Origin of the sequence: Cupriavidus taiwanensis (assembly GCF_900249755.1) — a bacterium.
In the GTDB taxonomy this organism is placed as follows: Bacteria; Pseudomonadota; Gammaproteobacteria; order Burkholderiales; family Burkholderiaceae; genus Cupriavidus; species Cupriavidus taiwanensis_D.
This window is the reverse complement of record NZ_LT976853.1, coordinates 1,959,310-1,978,985: the sequence shown is the minus strand read 5'-3', so window position 1 is coordinate 1,978,985 and position 19,676 is coordinate 1,959,310. Positions and strand designations below refer to the sequence as shown.

General features: G+C 69.2%; 19 protein-coding genes. 12 read left to right on the top strand and 7 right to left on the bottom strand.

The window, feature by feature from the left end:
• Window positions 1-159 precede the first annotated feature (159 nt).
• Window positions 160-861 carry a VTT domain-containing protein gene (locus CBM2594_RS09030; protein ID WP_232346588.1) on the bottom strand — a complete coding sequence of 234 codons (702 nt, stop codon included), beginning with the start codon at window positions 859-861 and terminating at the stop codon, window positions 160-162.
• 283 nt (window positions 862-1,144) lie between these two features.
• Entirely contained in the window at window positions 1,145-1,591 is a 447-nt protein-coding gene (locus CBM2594_RS09025) for a hypothetical protein (RefSeq protein WP_232346587.1), read from the bottom strand.
• A gap of 251 nt (window positions 1,592-1,842) precedes the next feature.
• On the opposite strand from CBM2594_RS09025, the gene CBM2594_RS09020 reads away from it, so the two are divergent.
• A complete protein-coding gene (locus tag CBM2594_RS09020) occupies window positions 1,843-3,270 on the top strand; it encodes a homospermidine synthase (RefSeq protein ID WP_116356538.1) in 1,428 nt (475 codons plus the stop codon).
• A gap of 32 nt (window positions 3,271-3,302) precedes the next feature.
• A complete protein-coding gene (locus tag CBM2594_RS09015) occupies window positions 3,303-4,613 on the top strand; it encodes an NAD(P)/FAD-dependent oxidoreductase (RefSeq protein WP_116356537.1) in 1,311 nt (436 codons plus the stop codon).
• A gap of 12 nt (window positions 4,614-4,625) precedes the next feature.
• Here the strand turns inward: CBM2594_RS09015 and CBM2594_RS09010 are convergent, their stop codons facing one another.
• From CBM2594_RS09010 to CBM2594_RS09000, 3 genes are all read right to left on the bottom strand, one after another.
• Window positions 4,626-5,066, bottom strand: coding sequence for a DUF2231 domain-containing protein (locus CBM2594_RS09010; protein WP_116356536.1), 441 nt, complete (start codon window positions 5,064-5,066; stop codon window positions 4,626-4,628).
• Between the two features lie 95 nt (window positions 5,067-5,161).
• Window positions 5,162-6,691 carry an FAD-dependent oxidoreductase gene (locus tag CBM2594_RS09005; protein ID WP_116356535.1) on the bottom strand — a complete coding sequence of 510 codons (1,530 nt, stop codon included), beginning with the start codon at window positions 6,689-6,691 and terminating at the stop codon, window positions 5,162-5,164.
• 128 nt (window positions 6,692-6,819) lie between these two features.
• Window positions 6,820-7,221: a hypothetical protein gene (locus CBM2594_RS09000; RefSeq protein WP_116356534.1), complete on the bottom strand. Its 402-nt coding sequence runs from the start codon at window positions 7,219-7,221 to the stop codon at window positions 6,820-6,822.
• Window positions 7,222-7,678: 457 nt separating this feature from the next.
• Between CBM2594_RS09000 and queE the strand changes: the two genes are divergently transcribed.
• The 5 genes from queE to CBM2594_RS08975 all read left to right on the top strand — a co-directional run bounded on the left by queE (window position 7,679) and on the right by CBM2594_RS08975 (window position 12,284).
• Complete coding sequence (queE, locus tag CBM2594_RS08995) at window positions 7,679-8,314, top strand: 7-carboxy-7-deazaguanine synthase (protein ID WP_116356533.1); 636 nt, start codon at window positions 7,679-7,681, stop codon at window positions 8,312-8,314.
• 133 nt (window positions 8,315-8,447) lie between these two features.
• A complete protein-coding gene (locus CBM2594_RS08990) occupies window positions 8,448-8,924 on the top strand; it encodes a 6-pyruvoyl trahydropterin synthase family protein (protein ID WP_012352882.1) in 477 nt (158 codons plus the stop codon).
• A 9-nt stretch (window positions 8,925-8,933) separates the two neighbouring features.
• Window positions 8,934-9,518 (top strand): tRNA adenosine(34) deaminase TadA, encoded by a 585-nt coding sequence (tadA, locus tag CBM2594_RS08985; protein ID WP_116356532.1) that lies wholly within the window; start codon window positions 8,934-8,936, stop codon window positions 9,516-9,518.
• The gene (gene ldcA / locus CBM2594_RS08980; RefSeq protein WP_116356531.1) at window positions 9,515-10,471 is read left to right on the top strand and encodes a muramoyltetrapeptide carboxypeptidase; all 957 of its coding nucleotides are present in this window, start codon (window positions 9,515-9,517) and stop codon (window positions 10,469-10,471) included. Before tadA ends, ldcA begins: the two co-directional genes overlap by 4 nt.
• Window positions 10,472-10,661: 190 nt before the next feature.
• Window positions 10,662-12,284: an ABC-F family ATPase gene (locus tag CBM2594_RS08975; RefSeq protein ID WP_116356530.1), complete on the top strand. Its 1,623-nt coding sequence runs from the start codon at window positions 10,662-10,664 to the stop codon at window positions 12,282-12,284.
• A 68-nt stretch (window positions 12,285-12,352) separates the two neighbouring features.
• Here CBM2594_RS08975 and CBM2594_RS08970 read toward each other — a convergent pair whose 3' ends face one another.
• On the bottom strand, window positions 12,353-12,952 hold the full coding sequence (locus CBM2594_RS08970) for a hypothetical protein (RefSeq protein ID WP_116356529.1): 600 nt from the start codon (window positions 12,950-12,952) through the stop codon (window positions 12,353-12,355).
• A gap of 221 nt (window positions 12,953-13,173) precedes the next feature.
• Between CBM2594_RS08970 and CBM2594_RS08965 the strand changes: the two genes are divergently transcribed.
• From CBM2594_RS08965 to CBM2594_RS08950, 4 genes are all read left to right on the top strand, one after another.
• Window positions 13,174-14,607, top strand: coding sequence for an aldehyde dehydrogenase family protein (locus CBM2594_RS08965; protein ID WP_116356528.1), 1,434 nt, complete (start codon window positions 13,174-13,176; stop codon window positions 14,605-14,607).
• 123 nt (window positions 14,608-14,730) lie between these two features.
• Entirely contained in the window at window positions 14,731-17,187 is a 2,457-nt protein-coding gene (locus tag CBM2594_RS08960) for a penicillin acylase family protein (protein WP_116356527.1), read from the top strand.
• A gap of 129 nt (window positions 17,188-17,316) precedes the next feature.
• A complete protein-coding gene (locus CBM2594_RS08955) occupies window positions 17,317-18,024 on the top strand; it encodes a glutamine amidotransferase (RefSeq protein WP_116356526.1) in 708 nt (235 codons plus the stop codon).
• Complete coding sequence (locus tag CBM2594_RS08950) at window positions 18,021-18,740, top strand: MOSC domain-containing protein (protein ID WP_116356525.1); 720 nt, start codon at window positions 18,021-18,023, stop codon at window positions 18,738-18,740. Before CBM2594_RS08955 ends, CBM2594_RS08950 begins: the two co-directional genes overlap by 4 nt.
• Window positions 18,741-18,761: 21 nt before the next feature.
• Here the strand turns inward: CBM2594_RS08950 and CBM2594_RS08945 are convergent, their stop codons facing one another.
• The gene (locus tag CBM2594_RS08945; protein WP_116357749.1) at window positions 18,762-19,013 is read right to left on the bottom strand and encodes a DUF1289 domain-containing protein; all 252 of its coding nucleotides are present in this window, start codon (window positions 19,011-19,013) and stop codon (window positions 18,762-18,764) included.
• Window positions 19,014-19,181: 168 nt separating this feature from the next.
• On the opposite strand from CBM2594_RS08945, the gene CBM2594_RS08940 reads away from it, so the two are divergent.
• On the top strand, window positions 19,182-19,655 hold the full coding sequence (locus CBM2594_RS08940; protein ID WP_116356524.1) for a PaaI family thioesterase: 474 nt from the start codon (window positions 19,182-19,184) through the stop codon (window positions 19,653-19,655).
• The last annotated feature ends 21 nt before the right edge of the window (window positions 19,656-19,676 follow it).

The window sequence follows — 19,676 nt, the reverse complement described above, 5'->3', positions numbered from 1 at the left end:
CAGGATATTACCTGTTAGGAAAATTTACAAGCGATAGCCTGTTATCAAAGAAAACAGGCTATCTGCTGTATCCATGGATTATCGGGTATCACCTGTGAGAATTCCGGCCGGCAAGGGCAGGCGCCGCCGCGCCTGCAACGCCACGGTGTGCGATGACGCTCAGCGCTGGGGCAGGCGGCTCGACCTGTGCTTCCTGGCACGCAGCGCCAGGCCCGCCGCCACCGCCACCACCGCGAGGATGCCGACGGCGACCAGGAAGTGCAGGGGCCGGTCGATGGCCAGGCTTTCGCCCGCGATGACGATGCCGACGGCATAGCCCGCTTCGGCGATGGCCATGGCCGCGAGGAACTTCATGAAGGGGTAATGCATGGTGCCGAACAGGTAGCCGGGAATCTCCGAAGGCACCGCGATGCAGAACAGCAGCACCGCCCAGAATTTCATCCGCTTCGACACATAGCCCCGGTACTTCTCCAGCTTGTCGGCGTAGCCGGTACGCGCCAGCAGCGGCGCGGCCAGCCGGCCGATGCCATACGCCGCGCACGCGCCCAGCAGCCAGCCGCCCCACAGCAGCAGCACCGTCAGCGGCTTGCCCCAGACCTCGCTGGCCACCGGCACCAGCACCACGCTCGAGGCAAAGGCCAGCATCGCGGAAACGGCGGAGAACACGAAGAACACCGCCGCCCCCACCGCGCGGTGCTGTGCCATGATCTCCTGCGCCCAGCCCACCGCCAGCCCGACCACGTCCTTGAAGGCAGGCGACATCGCGACCGCGGCGAGCAGCGCGGCGCAGACGCCGACCGCAAGCCAGAACCACAGGGCGCGCCTGATGGTGTGTCGCTTGCCAGACAATGTGGCAGACAATTTGCTCCGCATATGAAAATTTAGAACGCGGGCCAGCGGGCAAAGTTTCGGCAGCTTGCAGCACTGGCCGCTGCAGGCAAGTACGCCGGCGCGTGCACACCGCATGGCACAGCTGCGGGCGCTGCCCACGGCGCGCGAAGCCTTGCTGCCGTCGAACGCGCGGCGGCTGCTGGCGATCGTGTTCCAGCACGACCGGGCCGTCATGGCGGCCCGGCAAGCTGTCGGTGGAGGGTCCGGGACGGTGCCAGGCGCGCTGGCGCCGCCCCCGCGCAGCCAGACGCGCTCAGCGCCCCATGCCGGTTCCGGGCGCGCCGCCCGACGGCCCGGTCGTGCCCCGGCCGCCGGTGCCCGTGCTCGGCGCGTCCGGTCCGCTGCCACGCGTGGTTCTCGAACCGGTGACCGAAGGCGAACCGGTCGAGCCGGAAGGCGCGGCCACGCCCGATGCGCCCGCTGCGCGGCCGGCGCCGGCATCGGTGCCATGGCGCGTGCCGGAGGCGCGCGAGCTGCCTGGCTTGTCGCCGCCGTCGGTCATGCTGGTGCCGGTTCCGGGCGTGCCCGGGCTGCCCGGCGTGCCGGGCGTTCCCGACGGACCTGTGCCGGCGCTGCCGCCGCCCGAACTGCCGCCCGAGCCGCCGCCGCCACCAGCGCCGCCCCCGCCCTGTGCCAATGCCGCACCGCTTGCCAGTGCGGTGCAGGCAAGCCAGGCCATCATCCATGTCCGTGCTTTCATCGTCGTCTCCTTGCGTAGGAAGCACGGTAGCCGCAAGGGGCGTTCCACCCGGGCGCGTGTGCTGCCGCGCACGCCGTTGCAAGGTTTGCCGGTGCCGGCCGGCAAGAGTTACCTGAAGCCACATGGGCCCGGGTTTGCCGCGGCAGGCCGCGGTATATCGCGGCGAGCACCGTGATGACCGGCATCCGGCATACCGCTTGCTTGTGCAGCAATGGGGACCTCCCTGCATCGCGATATCCTGGGAGCATGCGATGGAAGCGCCGGCAACCAATTTCAAGAAATTCGGCGGCTTTGGCGGCCGCCTGCTGATCGTCGGCTTCGGCAGCATCGCGCGTTCGGTGCTGCCCATCCTGCTGCGCCATCTCGACATCACCGCCGGCCAGATCACCGTTGTCTGTCCGCCGGGCAACGATACGTCGATTGCCCGCGAATATGGGATACGCGTCGTCGCCAAGGCGCTGACCGAGGCCAACCACAAGCAAGTCCTGCAAGACCTCGTCGGCGCGGGCGACTTCGTGCTGAACCTGTCGGTCAACGTATCGAGCGAGGCGCTGGTGCGCTATTGCTGGGAGCACGGCGCGCTGTACCTGGATACCTCGATCGAACCATGGGCGGGCGCGGCCACGGACCCGGCCGCGCCGCTGTCACGCCGCAGCAACTATGCCTTGCGCGAAGGCGTGCTGGCCTTCCGCCTCGACAAGCGCGACGGGCCCACCGCGATCCTGACGCAGGGCGCCAACCCGGGCCTGGTGTCGGCCTTCGTCAAGCAGGCGCTGGTCAATATCGCGGCGGACAACGACGTTGACCATGAACCGCCGGCAAGCTTCGAGGACTGGGCGGCGCTGGCGCGGCAGCTCGATATCCGCGCCATCCACATTGCCGAGCAGGACACGCAGGTCGGCGAGCGGCGCAAGGCCGCCAACGAGTTCGTCAATACGTGGTCGGTCGATGCGTTTATCGAGGAAGGAATGCAGCCGGCGGAGCTGGGCTGGGGCACGCACGAACGGCACTGGCCCGCGGATGCGCGGCGGCACGGGTTTGGCTCGGACGCTGCGGTGTACCTGACACGCCCGGGCTTCGGCACGCGCGTGCGCAGCTGGACGCCGCTGGGCGGCCCGTACCACGGCTTCCTGATCACGCACGGCGAGTCGATTTCGATCGCCGACCACCTGACCCTGCGCGACAGCGGCGAAGTGGTGTACCGGCCGACGGTGCACTACGCCTATCGCCCCTGCGACGACGCGCTGTTGTCGATCGGCGAACTGATGGGCAACGGCGGCCGCAAGCAAGACCACCAGCGCATCCTGCGCGACGACATCGTCGCCGGCATGGACGAGCTCGGCGTGTTGCTGATGGGCAATGCGCGCGGCGCCTACTGGTACGGCTCCAGGCTGACCACGGAACGCGCCCGGCAACTGGTGGAACACAACACCGCCACCAGCCTGCAGGTGGTCGCCGGCATCCTGGGCGGCGTGGTCTGGGCGCTGGAGCACCCGCGCGCGGGCGTGGTCGAGCCCGATGACCTGGATTACGAAGCCGTGCTGCGCGTGGCGCGGCCCTACCTGGGAGAACTGGTCGGCGTCTATGGCGACTGGACGCCGCTGGCGCAGCACTCGCAGCTGTATCCCGAAGCGCGCGATGACGATCCCTGGCAGTTTCTCAACGTGCGCGTGCCATAGGCGCCGGCCTGGCGCAACCGGAGCCGAAGACGATGTCGGGGCTGCTGCAAAAGGAACTGGGAGTCATCGAGAACTCGTATTACGAGGCGAGCGTCGAGCGGCCCGCGCCGAGCCCGCCGCTGCGGGGGCGCACCGACGCGGAGGTGTGCGTGGTGGGCGGCGGCTATGCCGGCCTGTCGTGCGCGCTGGAACTGGCCGGGCGCGGCTTTCATGTCGCGCTGCTGGAGGCGCAGCGGATCGGCTGGGGCGCTTCCGGGCGCAATGGCGGCCAGGCCATCGTCGGCTTCGGCGCGGAAGGCGAGGGCGCGATCGAGCGCCAGTGCCCGGCCGAAGTGGCGCAGGCCGCCTGGAATGCGTCGGTCGAGGGCATGCGCCTGCTGGAGCAGCGCATCGCCGCCTACGGCATTGCCTGCGACCACGTGCGCGGCTATATGACGCTGGCGCCAAAGGCGCACAAGGTGGAGGGTTTGCGCCGCTGGGTGCGCCATATGCGCGAGCGCTATGACTATCCGCTCGAATGGGTCGAGCGCGCGCAGCTTGGCTGCCATGTCGCCAGCGAGCGCTTTGCCGCCGGGGCATTCGACCCGCACTCGGGCCACCTGCATCCGCTGAAGTACTGCCTGGGGCTGGGCGACGCGGCGCGCCGGCAGGGGGTCGAGGTGTTCGAGAACTCGGCCGCGTATCGCGTCGAGCGCGACCATGCGCCGGTGGTGAGGACGGCCGAGGGCGAAGTGCGGTGCCGGCAGGTGGTGCTGGCGGGCAACGTCTACCTGGGCGAATTCGGCGACCATCTGGCGCCGGAAATCGCGGCGCGCATCATGCCGGTGGGAACCTACATGATCGCCACCGAGCCGATGGACGCGCAACGCGCCAGCGCGCTGATGCCGAGCCGGGTCGCGGTATCCGACAACAACCTGATCGTCGACTATTTCCGCCTCAGCGCCGACAACCGCCTGCTGTTCGGTGCCGGCGAGACCTTCAGCGCGCGCCCGCCGGGGAACCTGGTGCAGCGCATCCGTGCGCGCATGCTGCAGGTCTTTCCGCAGACGGCGGACCTGAAGATCGACTACTCCTGGGGCGGCTTCGTCGATATCACCATGAACCGGGCGCCCGACCTGGGCCGCATCGGCACCAACCTCTACTACGCGCAGGGGTTTTCCGGCCACGGGCTGTCGTTTGCCGGCATGGCCGGCAAGCTGATCGCCGAGGCGATGAGCGGCGATGCCTCGAAGTTCGACGTCTTCACCCGCATCCGGCATCACCGCTTTCCGGGCGGCGCGCTGTTCAGGACCCCCGCGCTGGTGCTGGGGATGTGGTACTACAAGCTGCGCGACCTGCTGTAGGCAGCGGGCTGGTTAGCGCAGCGGCGCCGGCGGCGTCTGCACGCCCACGCCATGGACGTGCACCATTTTCCCGCCCAGCCAGCCGGACACCACCAGCAGGCCGATGGCGATCGCCGACAGCACGATGGCGCCGGCACCGGCGCCGCGCATGCGCCACCAGGCATTGACGACATAGAGCGCAACCACGGTCAGGTTGATGCCCATGTGCAGCAGCGCAATGCGGCGGATGCCGCTGGGCAGCGACAGCAGGTCGATCAGGCCGGGCAGCGCCGCGAGCAGCGCGCCGATGATGCCGCCGACCATGGCGTACAGCGCGACCACCGGCCAGTTGGGACTGGTGCCGCCGAAATAGCGGATCAGGTCGCAGGCGAAGGAAAAGATCCACAGGCCGATGGGGATGGTGATCAGCATCGGATGGATCGGGTGCTTGGCAATGCTGGCGGGGGTAAGCATGGCAACTCCTTTACGTCCCCGGCGCGCACGGGCCCGTGCGTTCGCCGCGCCGCCGCAATCCCGCTGCAATGCCGGCGCGGCGTGCCTTCCCCGGTTCAATGATGGCGCAGGTCGTCCTGCGTCACGTCGACGGGCGCCAGTCCACCTTTCGCCGGACCGTGCAGCACCGAGCCGTCAACGCCGAAGCGCGAGCCATGGCAGGGGCAATCGAAGGACTGCTCCAGGCTGTTCCACTGGACCAGGCATTTCAGGTGCGGGCAGGTGGCATCGAAGGTGTGCAGGCCGCCGTCCGCATCGCGGAATGCCGCGACGTGGCGGCCGCCGGCCCTGACCACATGCCCTTCGCCCGGGGCGATGGCATCGAGCGCCACGCCGTCATCCTTGCCGAGCCAGTCGGCGTAGCGGGCCACCACATTGGCGTTCTCGCGCGCATACTCGAGCACTGCGGTCACGGACTTGCGCGACGGATCGTAAAGGTCGGCCCAGTCATTGGTGCGGTCCGTGATCTGGTCGCGGATCAGCATGCCGGCGATCGCGCCGTGGGTCATGCCATTGCCGGAATCGCCGGTGACCACATACACATGGGCGTCGCCCGGGTTGCGGCCGATAAAGGCGACGCCATCGACCGGCTCCATCACCTGTCCCGACCACGCGAACACGGGGTCGCCGACCACCGGGAAGCGCTGGCGGGTCCAGTCGGCCAGCCGGGCGAAGCGCTGCCCGGCATCGTCGGCCTGGCCGACCTTGTGGTCTTCGCCGCCGCTGATCAGCATCTGGTGTCCATCGTCGAAATCGCCGGCAATGCGCACGTAATGGTAGGGATCGAGCGTGTCCCAGAACTGGCACTGCGGCATGCTGCCGCGCGGCACTTTCATGCCCACCACAAAGGTCCGGTACGCGGCCTGCTTGGTATGGATGGCAAAGCGGTCGATAAACGGCGTATTGGTCGCGACGATCACGTTGCCGGCCTCGATGCGCGCGCCGCTGGCCGTCTGCACGGTGGCGGGGTGGCCGTCGCTGACTTCCATCGCGCGGGTCTTGCCGTAGACCTTGCCGCCGCGGCGCCGGATCGCATCGACCAGGCCGCCCAGGTACTTCAGCGGATGGAGTTGCCCTTGCCGCGGAAACCGCAGCGCCGCGCGCAGCGCCACCTTGCCGGTCGGCACGTCGCTGGCGCGCTCGACCTGTTCCAGGCCCGCCCGATGGGCGGCTTCGAGTTCCCTGGCGAGCAAGTCGTCGCCATCGGCCGATTCGGCGAAGAGGTAGCCATCGACGCGCCGGAAATCGCAGTCGATGGCTTCCGCCGCGCAGATCGATTCCATGCGCGCGACCGCCGCCGCGTGGCTCTGGGCTACCTGCCGTGCCGCCTGGTGCCCGAGATGGCGTTCGATGTAGAAAAAGTAATCGTCGAACGCCGTCATCAGGTGCGCGGTGGTCCTGCCGGTTTCGCCGGCGCCGGGGCCGTCCGCGTCGATCACGATCACGGCCTGTCCTGCCGCGGCCAGTTCATAAGCGACCGACAAGCCGGCGATGCCCGCGCCGATGACGCAGGCGTCGCACACCGCATCGCCGTCCAGGGGCGGGCTGGTCAGGGTGGTCCCGGCTGCCCAGTAGGAAATCGTCATGCCGCCCGGCCTCCGCTTGTTCTGCCTATGTCTCAGTGATAGGTCAGCGGTGCCGGCGCAGGTATCGGGCGCGGTCCTACAGGCGGGCGGGTGAGGGCAGCGTTGGGCGCTGGCGGACCGCGGCGCGCTCAGGCTCCGCCAAGCAGGTCGTGTGCATCGAGAATCGCATAGGCGATCTCGGGGTGCGCCTCCATGCTGCGCCGGATCGCGGCCGGGATCGACTGGCGGATCTTGCGGCACAGGCCGGGCTGCTCCTGCACCTGGATGCTGATGCCGCGCACGGTGCGCACGCCGCGCGCGCTGGGTGTGATGCTCAGCACAATGCCGAGCTGGGCCTGCATCAGGCCCTCGATGCGCTGCAGCTCGGCCAGGCTGGTCAGGTTTTCCAGCCGCTCGACCAGCCGTTTTTCCTCGGGGCGCGTCAGGCGCAGCACCCGCAGGTCGGCATCCGGGTCGCTCAGCAGCGCTTCGCGCCCGCAGATGCAGGCGCCGGGCGGGCATTCCGTGCGGAGGGGGAACGGCGCGTTCATGTCGGGCGCGGGCAGGGCAGGGCGGCGGGATTGCGGGGGACGATGGCCGGATATGTTAAATCAGGATGCCGGCCAGCAGTGCAGCGTCCGGCAGCTAAGTCCGATCCGGTCCCTGCGCGCGGCCCGCCTGTGCCAGGTGGCCTTCGGCCCCCAGCGGCCAAGCGGAAACCCTGGGGCCTCTGGTATACTTGCGGCACGTCCGGCGCCGTGCCGGGCGCAGCCTGCGACAGGCCAGGACAGCCCCACCCGGCAGCCCCACGCTGCCAGCACCGCCGCCCCGATCGATACGTTTCGGTCCACATCGAGGGCGCGACCACGCTGCAATGCGACCACGCGGCGCGAGGTCCGGCTCCGGCCCTGCCCACCCGGCCCTGCCCACCCTTTATTGAACCCCGGCCAGCAAGGTGCTGCCGAATCGCTGCGAACCGCTGTTTACGGTCCGAGAGAGACCCCACGCATGACTTACGCCGTCAAGGAAATCTTCTATACGCTGCAGGGCGAAGGCGCCAACGCCGGCCGCGCCGCGGTGTTCTGCCGCTTTGCCGGCTGCAACCTGTGGAGCGGCCGCGAGCAGGACCGCGCCAGCGCGGTGTGCCAGTTCTGCGATACGGATTTCGTCGGCACCGATGGCACGCGCGGCGGCAAGTACCGCAGCGCCGCCGAGCTGGCGGCGGTGGTCGCGTCGGAGTGGCCGCAGGGCGCCGGCGGCAAGCCGCTGGTGGTCTGCACCGGCGGCGAGCCGCTGCTGCAGCTCGATACGCCGCTGATCGACGCGCTGCATGCGCAGGGCTTCGAGATCGCGATCGAGACCAACGGCACCATCGCCGTGCCGCCCGGCATCGACTGGGTTTGCGTCAGCCCCAAGATGGGCGCGGAGCTGGTGGTCACGCGCGGCGACGAGCTGAAGGTGGTGATCCCGCAAGACGGGCAGGACTTCGCCGCATACGAGAAGCTTGATTTCCGCCATTTCCTGGTGCAGGCCATGGATGGCCCGCTGGCGCGGGAAAATACCGCCGCCGCGGTGGCCTTCTGCCAGCGTCACCCGCGCTGGCGGCTGTCGCTGCAGACCCACAAGCTGCTGGGCATCCGCTGAGCGGCAAGTGCCGGCGCCGCGCCTGGCGGGCGCGAGGTCGGCATCACGGACCGAATTCAGTCCACAATACAGGCTTCGGACGCCCGCGCGGCGTCCGCTTCAACGCAGGCGGCCGGCACCGGCGCCGGTACACATGAGCAAACAAGTTTCCATCACCCGCCGGCTGGAGTTCGACTCCGGCCACCGCATCCCCAACCACTGCGGGCAGTGCCGCAATATCCACGGCCATCGCTACCGGCTGGACCTGACGCTGTCCGGCGAGGTCCTGCACCGCGAGGGCGCGTCGGACGACGGCATGATCCTGGACTTCGGCGACATCAAGGCGCTGGCCAACGAGCACCTGGTCAGCAAGTGGGACCACGCCTTCCTGATCTACCGCGGCGACACCGCGCTGCTGAACTTCCTGCAATCGATGGAAGGGCACAAGACCGTGGTGCTGGACGCGATCCCGACGGTCGAGAACCTGGCGCAGGTGGCCTTCGACATCCTGGCGCCGGTGTTCAAGGACTGCTTCGGCCACCACCTGCAACTGACCCGGCTGGTGCTGTTCGAAACGCCCAACTGCTGGGCCGAGGTCAGCGCCCCGGCGGTGCTGCCGGCGCAGGACTGAGCGGGGACGATGCCAGAGACGCCACCGCTGCCGTTGCGCGCGCTGCGCGCCCTGCCTGAGGACCCGGCCGAGGCCGCCGAGCGCGATGCGCGCTACATGCGCGCCGCGCTGGAAGAAGCCCGCCTGGCCGAAGCCGCCGGCGAAGTGCCGGTGGGCGCCGTGGTGGTCTGGAACGACACCATCATCGCGCGCGGCCACAACCTGCCGATCCGCTCGGTCGATCCGTCCGCGCATGCGGAAATGCAGGCCCTGCGCGCTGCCGCGCAGGTCATCGGCAACTACCGCATGCCCGAGTGCGAGCTGTACGTGACGCTGGAGCCGTGCGCCATGTGCAGCGGCGCGATCCTGCACGCGCGGCTGCGCCATGTGGTGTTCGGTGCGAGCGATCCCAAGACCGGCGCCGCCGGCAGCGTGGTCAACCTGTTCGAGCAGGCGCAGCTGAACCACCAGACCACCATCACCGGCGGGGTGCTGGCCGGCGACTGCGGCCAGATGCTGAAGGATTTCTTCGGCGCCCGGCGCCGCGCGCAAAAGGCGGCACGCCAGCAGGTGCCGGCCGCCGGCCCCGACCAGAACCACGACACTGAAGCATGAGCACGCCGAACCCCAGGCCGCATACCGAAGTCCGACTGATCGCCTCGTCCGGATATCCGCACGATGTCGCCATCGCCGCGCGCGGCTGTGCCTGGCTCAGGCACCATGGCTACCACATGACCAACCCCGACGTGCTGGCGCGGCGCTACCTGCGCTTCGGCGGTACCGACGCGGAGCGGCTGGCCGACCTGCACGCGATCGGCACCGGCGCGCCGCATGAGCTGACGCTGGCGGTGCGCGGCGGCTATGGCATCGCGCGGCTGCTGGCGCAGGTCGACTTTGCCCGCATCGCCGCCCAGGCGCGCGCCAGCGGCACGCCCATCGTCGGCCACAGCGACTTCACCGCGTTCCAGCTGGCCTACCTGGCGGCGACCGGCGGCGTCACCTTTGCCGGGCCGATGCTGCTGGCCGACTTCGGCGCCGAGCCGGTCGATCCCTACATGTGGGAGCATTTCGAGGGCATCCTGCGCAACCCCGCCTACGGCGTCGACATCGCCGCGCCGCAGTCGGGCGGCCAGCCGTTCCCCGGCACCGTCGAGGGCACGCTGTGGGGCGGCAACCTGGCGATGCTGTGCAGCCTGCTGGGCACGCCGTTCATGCCGCGCGTGCAGGGCGGGGTGCTGTTTCTGGAAGACATCAACGAGCCGCCGTACCGGGTCGAGCGCATGCTGGTCCAGCTGCAGCAGGCCGGCGTGCTGGGGGCGCAGCGCGCCATCGTGCTGGGCGATTTCTCCAGTTACCGCGTCACCGACTACGACAACGGCTACGACATGGACGCCGTGGTGGCCTACCTGCGCGAGCAGTTGCCGGTGCCGGTGCTGACCGGATTGCCGTTCGGGCATTGCGCGCGCAAGCTGACCTTGCCGGTCGGCGCGCAGGTGCGGCTGTCGGCACGCGACGATGGTTTCAGCATGGCGTTCTCGGGCTACCCGGTGCTGCCGCCGCCGGCCTGAGCCAACCATCGCGCCGCGCGCGCCGGTCGGCAAGGAATGCCTCCGGATGATAGAATGCGCGGTTATTTCCTGATTTCCTGCCGGGTTCTCGCATGAACCGGGCGTGGCCCGTGCCGCAACGCCAGCCATGGCCGCCGGAATCGTTCCGGCCCGCGCCGCGGCGCCACCATCTCCAGACAAGGTTCAAGACGTGCTTTCTACCGCAAACATCACCATGCAGTTCGGCCCCAAGCCGTTGTTCGAGAATATCTCGGTCAAGTTCGGCGAGGGCAACCGCTACGGCCTGATCGGCGCGAACGGCTGCGGCAAGTCCACCTTCATGAAGATCCTGGGCGGCGACCTCGAGCCGTCGTCGGGCAACGTCATGCTGGAGCCGGGCATCCGCCTGGGCAAGCTGCGCCAGGACCAGTTCGCCTATGAAGACATGCGCGTGCTGGATGTGGTGATGATGGGCCACACCGAGATGTGGGCCGCCGCGCAGGAGCGCGACGCCATCTACGCCAACCCGGAAGCGACCGACGAAGACTACATGAAGGCCGCCGAGCTCGAGGCCAAGTACGCCGAGTACGACGGCTACACCGCCGAGGCGCGCGCCGGCGAACTGCTGCTGGGCGTGGGCATCCCGACCGCGCAGCACCAGGGCCCGATGAGCGACGTCGCTCCCGGCTGGAAGCTGCGCGTGCTGCTGGCGCAGGCACTGTTCTCGAACCCGGACGTGCTGCTGCTGGACGAACCGACCAACAACCTGGACATCAACACGATCCGCTGGCTGGAAACCGTGCTCAACGAGCGCAACTCCACCATGATCATCATCTCCCACGATCGCCACTTCCTGAACTCGGTCTGCACCCACATGGCCGACATGGACTACGGCACGCTCAAGGTCTACCCGGGCAACTACGACGACTACATGGAAGCGTCGATGCAGGCCCGCGAGCGCCAGGTGGCCGCCAACGCGCGCGCCAAGGAGCGCATCAGCGAGCTGCAGGACTTCGTGCGCCGCTTCTCGGCCAACAAGTCCAAGGCGCGCCAGGCGACCTCGCGCGCCAAGCAGATCGAGAAGATCAAGGTCGAGGACATCAAGCCGTCGTCGCGCCAGAACCCGTTTATCCGCTTCGAGTTCGAGAAGAAGCTGCACAACCTGGCGGTCGAGGTCGAAGGCATCACCAAGACCTACGACCGCAAGATCATCGACAACCTGTCGCTGGCGATCCAGGCTGGCGAGCGCGTCGCCATCATCGGCGAGAACGGCGCGGGCAAGACCACGCTGCTGCGCAGCCTGCTCAACGGCGCGGTGCAGACCGGCGTGCAGCGCGGCGTCGAGGTCGACCGCGGCACGGTCAAGTGGGCCGAGAACGCCAACGTCGGCTACATGCCGCAGGACACGTACGAAGAATTCCCCGACGACCGCGACGTGATGGACTGGATGAGCCAGTGGACGCAGGCGGGCGATGACGAGACCTCGCTGCGCGGCACGCTGGGCCGCCTGCTGTTCTCTGCCGACGACATCCGGAAGAATGTCAAGGTGCTGTCCGGCGGCGAGAAGGGCCGCATGATCTGGGGCAAGCTGATGCTGGGCCGCCATAACGTGCTGGCGCTGGACGAGCCGACCAACCACATGGACATGGAATCGATCGAGTCGATGCAGATCGCGCTGGACAAGTTCCAGGGCACGCTGATCTTCGTCTCGCACGACCGCGAATTCGTCAGCGGGCTGGCCACGCGCGTGATCGAAATCCGCACCGACGGCACGCTGACCGACTACCTCGGCACGTACGACGAGTACCTGCAGTCGCAGGGCATCGACGGCTGAGCGCCGCCGCATCCGCTTCGTGCTGAAGGCCGCCTCCGGGCGGCCTTTTTGCTGCCGGGGCGGGTGTGTCAGGCGCCGCTGCCGTCGCGGACCTGGTCCAGCTGGGCGATGATGGCGCGGGCGGTGATTTCTCCGCGGGCCTTGAGCAGCGCCGCGTGCAGCGATTCGCGCAGCGCCATCAGCGCGGGCAGGTCAGCGGCCTTCTCCACCTTGACCTGCAGCATGTAGCCGCGCAGCCCGAGATGCTGCCCGATCACGTCGGTGTAGAAGTGGTAGAGGCGCTGGTACGCCTGCACCTCCGCTGGGTCGTGGGCGTCGGCGACGGGATGTGGCGGCGCCGCGGCCGCGGCGGCCGGCGCATGGCGCATCGCGTACACGGAGAACAGGTTGGTATCGGCGGCCGCCTGGGCGGTGTGCGCCGGCTGCTGCGCCGCCGGGTCTGCCGCCTGCGCCGGCTCGGCGACGGCTTCGACCAGCCCCTGGTCCAGCAGCGTTGCCATGGCCTCGGCGCCAAGCCCCATGCCCGCCACCTGCGCCAGCAATGCCTGCTCGCGGCGCTCGCCGTTGACCAACAGCAGCAGCGCGCGCAGCTTGTGGTCCAGCTTGCGCGCGCGGCTGCGGATTTCGTCCTGCCCGGCTTCCGTCTTGCGGTAGATCGGATCGACCATGCCCTCGCCCCCTTAGTCTTGTTATGTGCGGCCATCGTGGCGAGGATCCCGTGCGCGAGCCGCGGCCGATTATCGCCATATTCTTGTGCCGGGCGCGGGCGCAGCCGGCGGCATATCCCGCAGCGCCAAAACATAGGCCCGAATCCGCTCTACAATGTGCCTGCACCATAAAAGTAACAAAAAATTGCAATCGCCAATTCACCAAACCGAGAACTGTGGCCATGCAACAACGAGACAAACTCTTTATTAACGGCAAGTGGGTTGCGCCCCACGGCACCGGCAAGATCGACGTCATCCATTCCGCCACCGAAGCGGTGATGGGGACCATTCCCGAAGGCTCGGCCCGCGACGCGGAAGACGCCATCCAGGCGGCGCGCGCGGCCTTCGACGGCTGGTCGGCAACGCCGCCGGCCGTGCGCGCCGGCTATATCGCCAGGATCGCCGAAGGGCTGAAGGCGCGCAGCGAAGAACTGGCCCAGCTGATCGCCGGCGAAGTCGGCATGCCGATCAAGCTGGCGCGCGCGATCCAGGTGGGCGGCCCGGTCTACAACTGGGGCCAGGCCGCCAGGCTGGTCGAAGGGTTCCGCTTCGAGGAAGAGGTCGGCAATTCGCTGGTGGTGCGCGAGCCGGTGGGCGTGGTCGGCGCGATCACGCCGTGGAACTACCCGCTCAACCAGATCACGCTGAAGGTGGCGCCGGCGCTGGCCGCGGGCTGCACCGTGGTGCTCAAGCCGTCCGAGGTGGCGCCGCTCAATGCCTTCGTGCTGGCCGAGGTGATCGAGGCCGCGGGGCTGCCGCCCGGCGTGTTTAACCTGGTGACTGGCTATGGCCCGGTGGTGGGCGAGGTGCTGGCCAGCCATCCGGAAGTCGACATGGTGTCGTTCACCGGCTCTACCCGCGCCGGCAAGCGCGTGTCCGAGCTGGCCGCGCAGACCGTCAAGCGCGTCGCGCTGGAGCTGGGCGGCAAGTCGGCCTCGGTGATCCTGGACGATGCCGACCTGCCGTCGGCGGTGAAGGGCACCATCAACGCCTGCTTCCTGAATTCCGGACAGACCTGCTCGGCGCACACGCGCATGCTGGTGCCGCGCGCCCGCTATGACGAAGTCAAGGCGATCGCGCAGAAGGTGGTCGCCGGCTTTACCGTGGGCGATCCGCTGCAGGAAACCAGCAAGCTGGGCCCGCTGATCTCCGCCGTGCAGAAGGACCGCGTGACCGGCTATATCCGCCGCGGCCTGGACGAGGGCGCCGAGCTGGTGGCCGGCGGCCCCGAGACCCCGGAAGGGCTGGACAAGGGCTTCTACGTCAAGCCGACCGTGCTCGGCAATGTCGAGCCGCGCGCGACCGTGGCGCAGGAAGAGATCTTCGGGCCGGTGCTGTCGATCATCTGCTATGACACCGAGGAAGACGCGGTGCGCATTGCCAACGACAGCATCTATGGCCTGGGCGGCGGCGTCTGGTCCGGCGACGAGGCGCGCGCGATCCGCGTGGCGCGCCGCATCCGCACCGGGCAGGTCGATATCAACGGCGGACCGTTCAACATGCAGGCGCCGTTCGGCGGCTACAAGCAGTCCGGCAACGGGCGCGAAGCCGGCAAGTACGGGCTCGAGGAATTCCTCGAGTACAAGTCGCTGCAGCTGAAGAAGCCCGCCGCCTGACGGGACCGCACGCAAGCAGGACAGCAGCGAGGAAAATGCCCGGCCGGTCCGGGCATTTTTGCGTGCGCGGAATACGCGGATAATGCGCCAAACGACATGACAACGACAAAAGGGGGAGCAACGATGCGCGGGTTCGGTCGGCTGACCAGATGGCTGGCAGTGCTGCTGGGGCTGGCGGTGGCCGGCACCGCGGGCGCGTTGGTCTGGTATCGCCATGCGGCACAGCCGCCGGTTTCGGGCCAGGAAGTGCTGGCGGGATTGGGCGCACCGGTCACGGTCGTGCGCGACAACCATGGCGTGCCGCATATCCGCGCCGCCAGCAAGGCCGATGCGTGGTTCGCGCTGGGCTACGTCCACGCGCAGGACCGGCTGTGGCAGATGCAGATGAACAAGCGCATCGTCGCGGGCCGCCTCGCGGAAATCCTGGGCCCGTCGGCCGTCGACAACGACAAGTTCCTGCGCACGCTGGGCGTGCGGCGCAACGCGGAGGCCATCCTCGCGCAGGCCTCGCCCGAAGCGCGCGCGGCGCTGCAGGCCTATGCCGACGGCGTCAATGCCTGGATCGACCAGCGCAAGGGTCCGCTGCCGCCCGAATTCCTGCTGCTGCGCACCCGCCCCGAGCGCTGGGAACCCGCCGACACGCTGGGCTGGCAGACCATGATGGCGTGGGACCTGGGCGGCAACTGGACCCAGGAGACGCTGCGCATGCGGCTGGCGCAGGTGCTGCCGGTGGCGCGCATCAGCGAACTGCTGGCGCCGTATCCGGGCGAGCAGCCGGTACGCACCATGGACTACGGCCACCTGTACCGGCAGCTGGCGCCGCTGGCGAGCGCGATGGCCAGCGTCGGCGACAAGGCGCCGCCGGGCTATGTCGAGGGCATGGGCTCGAACAACTGGGTGGTGTCCGGCGCGCACACGCAATCGGGCAAGCCGATGCTGGCCAACGATCCGCACCTGGGACTGCAGGCGCCGGCGCTGTGGTACTTCGCGCGGCTGAGCGCGCCGGGCCTGGACGTTGCCGGCGCCACGCTGCCCGGCATGCCGCTGGTGGTGCTGGGCCACAACGACCGCATTGCCTGGGGCCTGACCAATACCGCGCCGGACGTGCAGGACCTGTATATCGAGCGCGTGCGCCCGGGCAACGACACCCAGTACCAGACGCCGCAGGGCTGGGCCGCGTTCGAGACCCGCACCGAGACCATCCGCGTCAAGGGCGCCGCCGACGTGACGCTGAAGGTCCGCAGCACGCGCCACGGGCCAGTGATTTCCGATGTGGCCGAGTCGCTCGCCAGCGCCGCCGCGCCGCTGGGCGCGCAATACGTGGTGGCGTTCCAGTGGACCGCGCTGCGTCCGGACGACCGCACCTTCCAGGCCGGGCTGCGGCTGAACCAGGCGCGCGACTGGAACAGCTTCACCGCCGCGCTGCGCGATTTCCATTCGCCGCAGCAGAACATCGTCTATGCCGACGTCGACGGCAATATCGGCTTCTACGCGCCGGGCCGCGTGCCGCTGCGCCGCGCCGACAACGACCTCAAGGGACTGGCGCCGGCCCCCGGCTGGGATGCGCGCTACGACTGGACCGGCTTTATCCCGTTCGAGGCGCTGCCGCACCAGTACAACCCCGCCGACGGCGTGATCGTGACGGCCAACCAGCGCATCGTCGCGCCCGACTATCCGTACTTCATCACCAGCGAGTGGACGGTGCCGTATCGCTTCGACCGCATCCGCACGCTGCTCGCGGCCACGCCCAGGCATACGCTGGACAGCTTCGCCGCGATCCAGAAGGACGTGGTCTCGCTGGCGGTGCGCGACGCCTTGCCGCTGCTGCTGGCCGCACCGCTCAGCCGCGACGCCGCGCGCCCGGCGCGCGAACGCGCCTTGCTGCAGGCCTTGCGCCAGTGGGACGGCACCATGGACGCCGCCCGCGCCGAGCCGCTGGTGGTCACCGCGTGGCTGCGCGAGCTGTCGCGCCGGCTGTTCGAGGAGAAGACCGGCGAAGCCATCTTTGCCCGCATGTGGGAGCAGCGCAACGTGCAGCAGCCCATGCTGAATATCCTGCGCGATCCGCGCCGGCTGGGCGCGTTCTGGTGCGACCGTCCGCACACGGCACCGGCCGAGAGCTGCGACGATGCCGTGGCCGATGCCTGGACCCAGGCCATCGCCGACCTGTCGCGCCGCTATGGCGACGACCCCGCGCACTGGCGCTGGGGCGAGGCGCACGCCGCGCGCGCCGAACACAAGCCGTTCGGCAAGGTCGCGTACCTGGCGCCGCTGTTCAACCTGCGCGTGCCCACCGGCGGCGACACCTACACCGTCAACGTGGGCCGGCACAACCTGCGCGACGAGAAGGCGCCGTTCGAAAACACCCACGCGGCCAGCGTGCGCGCGCTCTATGACCTGTCCGACCTGGCGGCGTCGCGCTTCATGGATTCCACCGGGCAGTCAGGCAATGCGCTGCTGCCGCGCTACCGCGACTGGACCGGCAAGTGGGCGGCGGTCGAGTACATCACGATGCCGCCTTCGGCCGCGGCGTCGCAAGACGCTACCCGTGCCCTGGTGCTGGCGCCTGCGACAAAATAGCGCGGCGCGCGGCATGGCTGGCTGAGAAGGGTCGCAAATGGGCGATATCGTGCCGGGGTTTTGACGGAGATGCGGCAACAGACGCTAACATGAGGGCCTTCTTCTCCCTTCTCCTGGCAGGAGCCCCTGATGACCACGCGTACCACCCATGTGATCCAGCACGTCGCCTTCGAACACGCAGGCGTGATCGGCAACGCCTTGCGCGCGCGCGGGCACACGCTGCGGGTGTTCCAGGCCGGGGTCGACGACCTGTCGCCCATCGCCAGCGACCCGGCCGACCTGCTGCTGGTGCTCGGCGGTCCCATCGGCGTCTACGAGACCGAAGCCTACCCGTGGCTTGAGTCGGAAATCGCGCTGATCCGCCAGCGCCTGGCCAGCGGCGGCAAGATCATCGGCGTCTGCCTGGGCGCGCAGCTGATCGCGCGCGCTGCCGGTGCCAGGGTCTACCCCGGCACCCGCGAGATCGGCTGGGCACCGATCACGCCGACGCCGGCCGGACACGATTCCGCGCTGGCCGAGTTGGCAGCGGCCCAATGGGAAGTCCTGCACTGGCATGGCGACACCTTCGACCTGCCCGGCGGCGCGCAGCTGCTGGCGTCGACTGCGGCGGTACCGAACCAGGCCTATGCCATCGGCAACCAGGTGCTGGCGCTGCAGTTCCATCCCGAGGTCATGCCGCGCGATATCGAGGCCTGGCTGATCGGCCATACCGTCGAACTGGCCAAGGCCGGCATCGATCCGCGCACCATCCGCGCGCGCACCGCGCAAGCCGGCGCCACCGTGGCCGCGGCGGGGGAGCGCATGTTCGCGCGCTGGCTGGAGCAAGCCGGACTATGAGCCAGCCCGTATCCGACATCTGCGTGCCGATCGCTGCGGTGCTGACCGGAGCCGTGCGTCCGTTCGGCCCCAGGGGCGTACCCAGCGGCATAGAGAAGACCGCAACGCGCGCGCGCATCCGCGTGACCCCGACCGGGCTGGAGGGCGACGGGCAGGGCGATCCGCGCCACCATGGCGGCCCGGAGAAGGCGCTGCATCACTACGCGTTCGACCACTACCCGGCGTGGCGGCAGACGCTGCAAGAGTACGGCGCGTCTGGCGACGGCGTCCTCGACACGCCCGGCGCCTTCGGCGAGAACCTGAGCACCACCGGCCTGACCGAGGCGGACGTCTGCATCGGCGACCGCTTCCGGCTGGGCACGGCGCTGGTGGAGGTGTCGCAGGCGCGCCAGCCGTGCTGGAAGCTCAACCACCGCTTCGGCTATGCGGGCATGTCGCGCGCCGTGCAGCAGAGCCTGCGCACCGGCTGGTACTACCGCGTGCTGAAAACCGGCGACGTGGCGGCCGGCGATATGCTGGAACTGGCGGCGCGGCCATGTCCCGGATGGTCGCTGCAGCGGCTGCTGCAGGTGCTGTATGTCGACCGGCTCGACTATGCCGCGCTCGAGGAAATGGCCGCGCTGGCGCCGCTGGCCGAGAGCTGGCGCAAGCTGGCACGGCAGCGCCTGGAACGGCGCGAAGTCGAAGCGATGGAGCGGCGCCTGTCAGGGGAGTGACGGCGCGCGGGGGCGGGCGTGTCAGCCCTGGCGGAAGCGCTTGCCGGTGCCTTCGCGCGTAATGCGCTCCCAGACCTGCCGCTTTTCCTCGTCGCTGAAAAAGACCCAGTTGCTGACCTCGGCCGCGGTGCGGCCGCAGCCCTGGCAGACCTCGTCGAACAAGGTCGAGCAGATGCCGATGCAGGGGCTGTCGGGGCGTTCGGACAGCGTGGAATCCGTGGCGCCGTGGTCCGGTTCGGGGCGGAGCGGGGCGGATTCTAAAGGTGACGGCATGGTGGCGGCAGGGCGGAGGGTGAAACGGCCGCTCATTATATCGGCAGTGGCGGAGCAGCCCGGACAAAGGCCGTGCCGTGGGTCCGGGGATTACCTCGGAGGTCATTGAGCCGTGCCACGGCGCCCGTTACGCTGCGACAGGCATCGAGCCATCACCGGAGCCCAGCCATGCCCCAGACCATCGCCGCCGTGCCTCTTTCCCAAGACCGCCCTCCAGCCGGCGTCGACCCGCGCATGCGCGCCATGGTCGACAACGTGCTGCTGGGTTCGCCCGTCGCGCGCGCCCTCGGCGTGCGGCTGGCAAGCCTCGCGCCCGACCATGTCGAGCTGGAAATGCCGTTCCTGCCGACCAACGTGACCCACGGCAGCATCGTGCATGGCGGCGTCATCGCGACATTGATCGATATCGCCGGCGCCGCCGCGGCGGCGTCGGGCGCCAGTGCTGACGAAGTGAAGGGCGGGGCCACCGGGTCGCTGGCGATCCAGTACCTGGCGCCGGCGCAGGGGGCCGCGCTGAGGGCGGTTGCCGCGGTGGCCCGGCGCGGCCGGCGCCAGGTGGTCACGGATGTGTCGGTGTATGCCGGGGCGCCCGATGAGGGCGTGCTGGTGGCCCGGGCCTTGATGAGCAGCGTCATGTTCTGAACCGGTGCGGCGGCGCGGGCG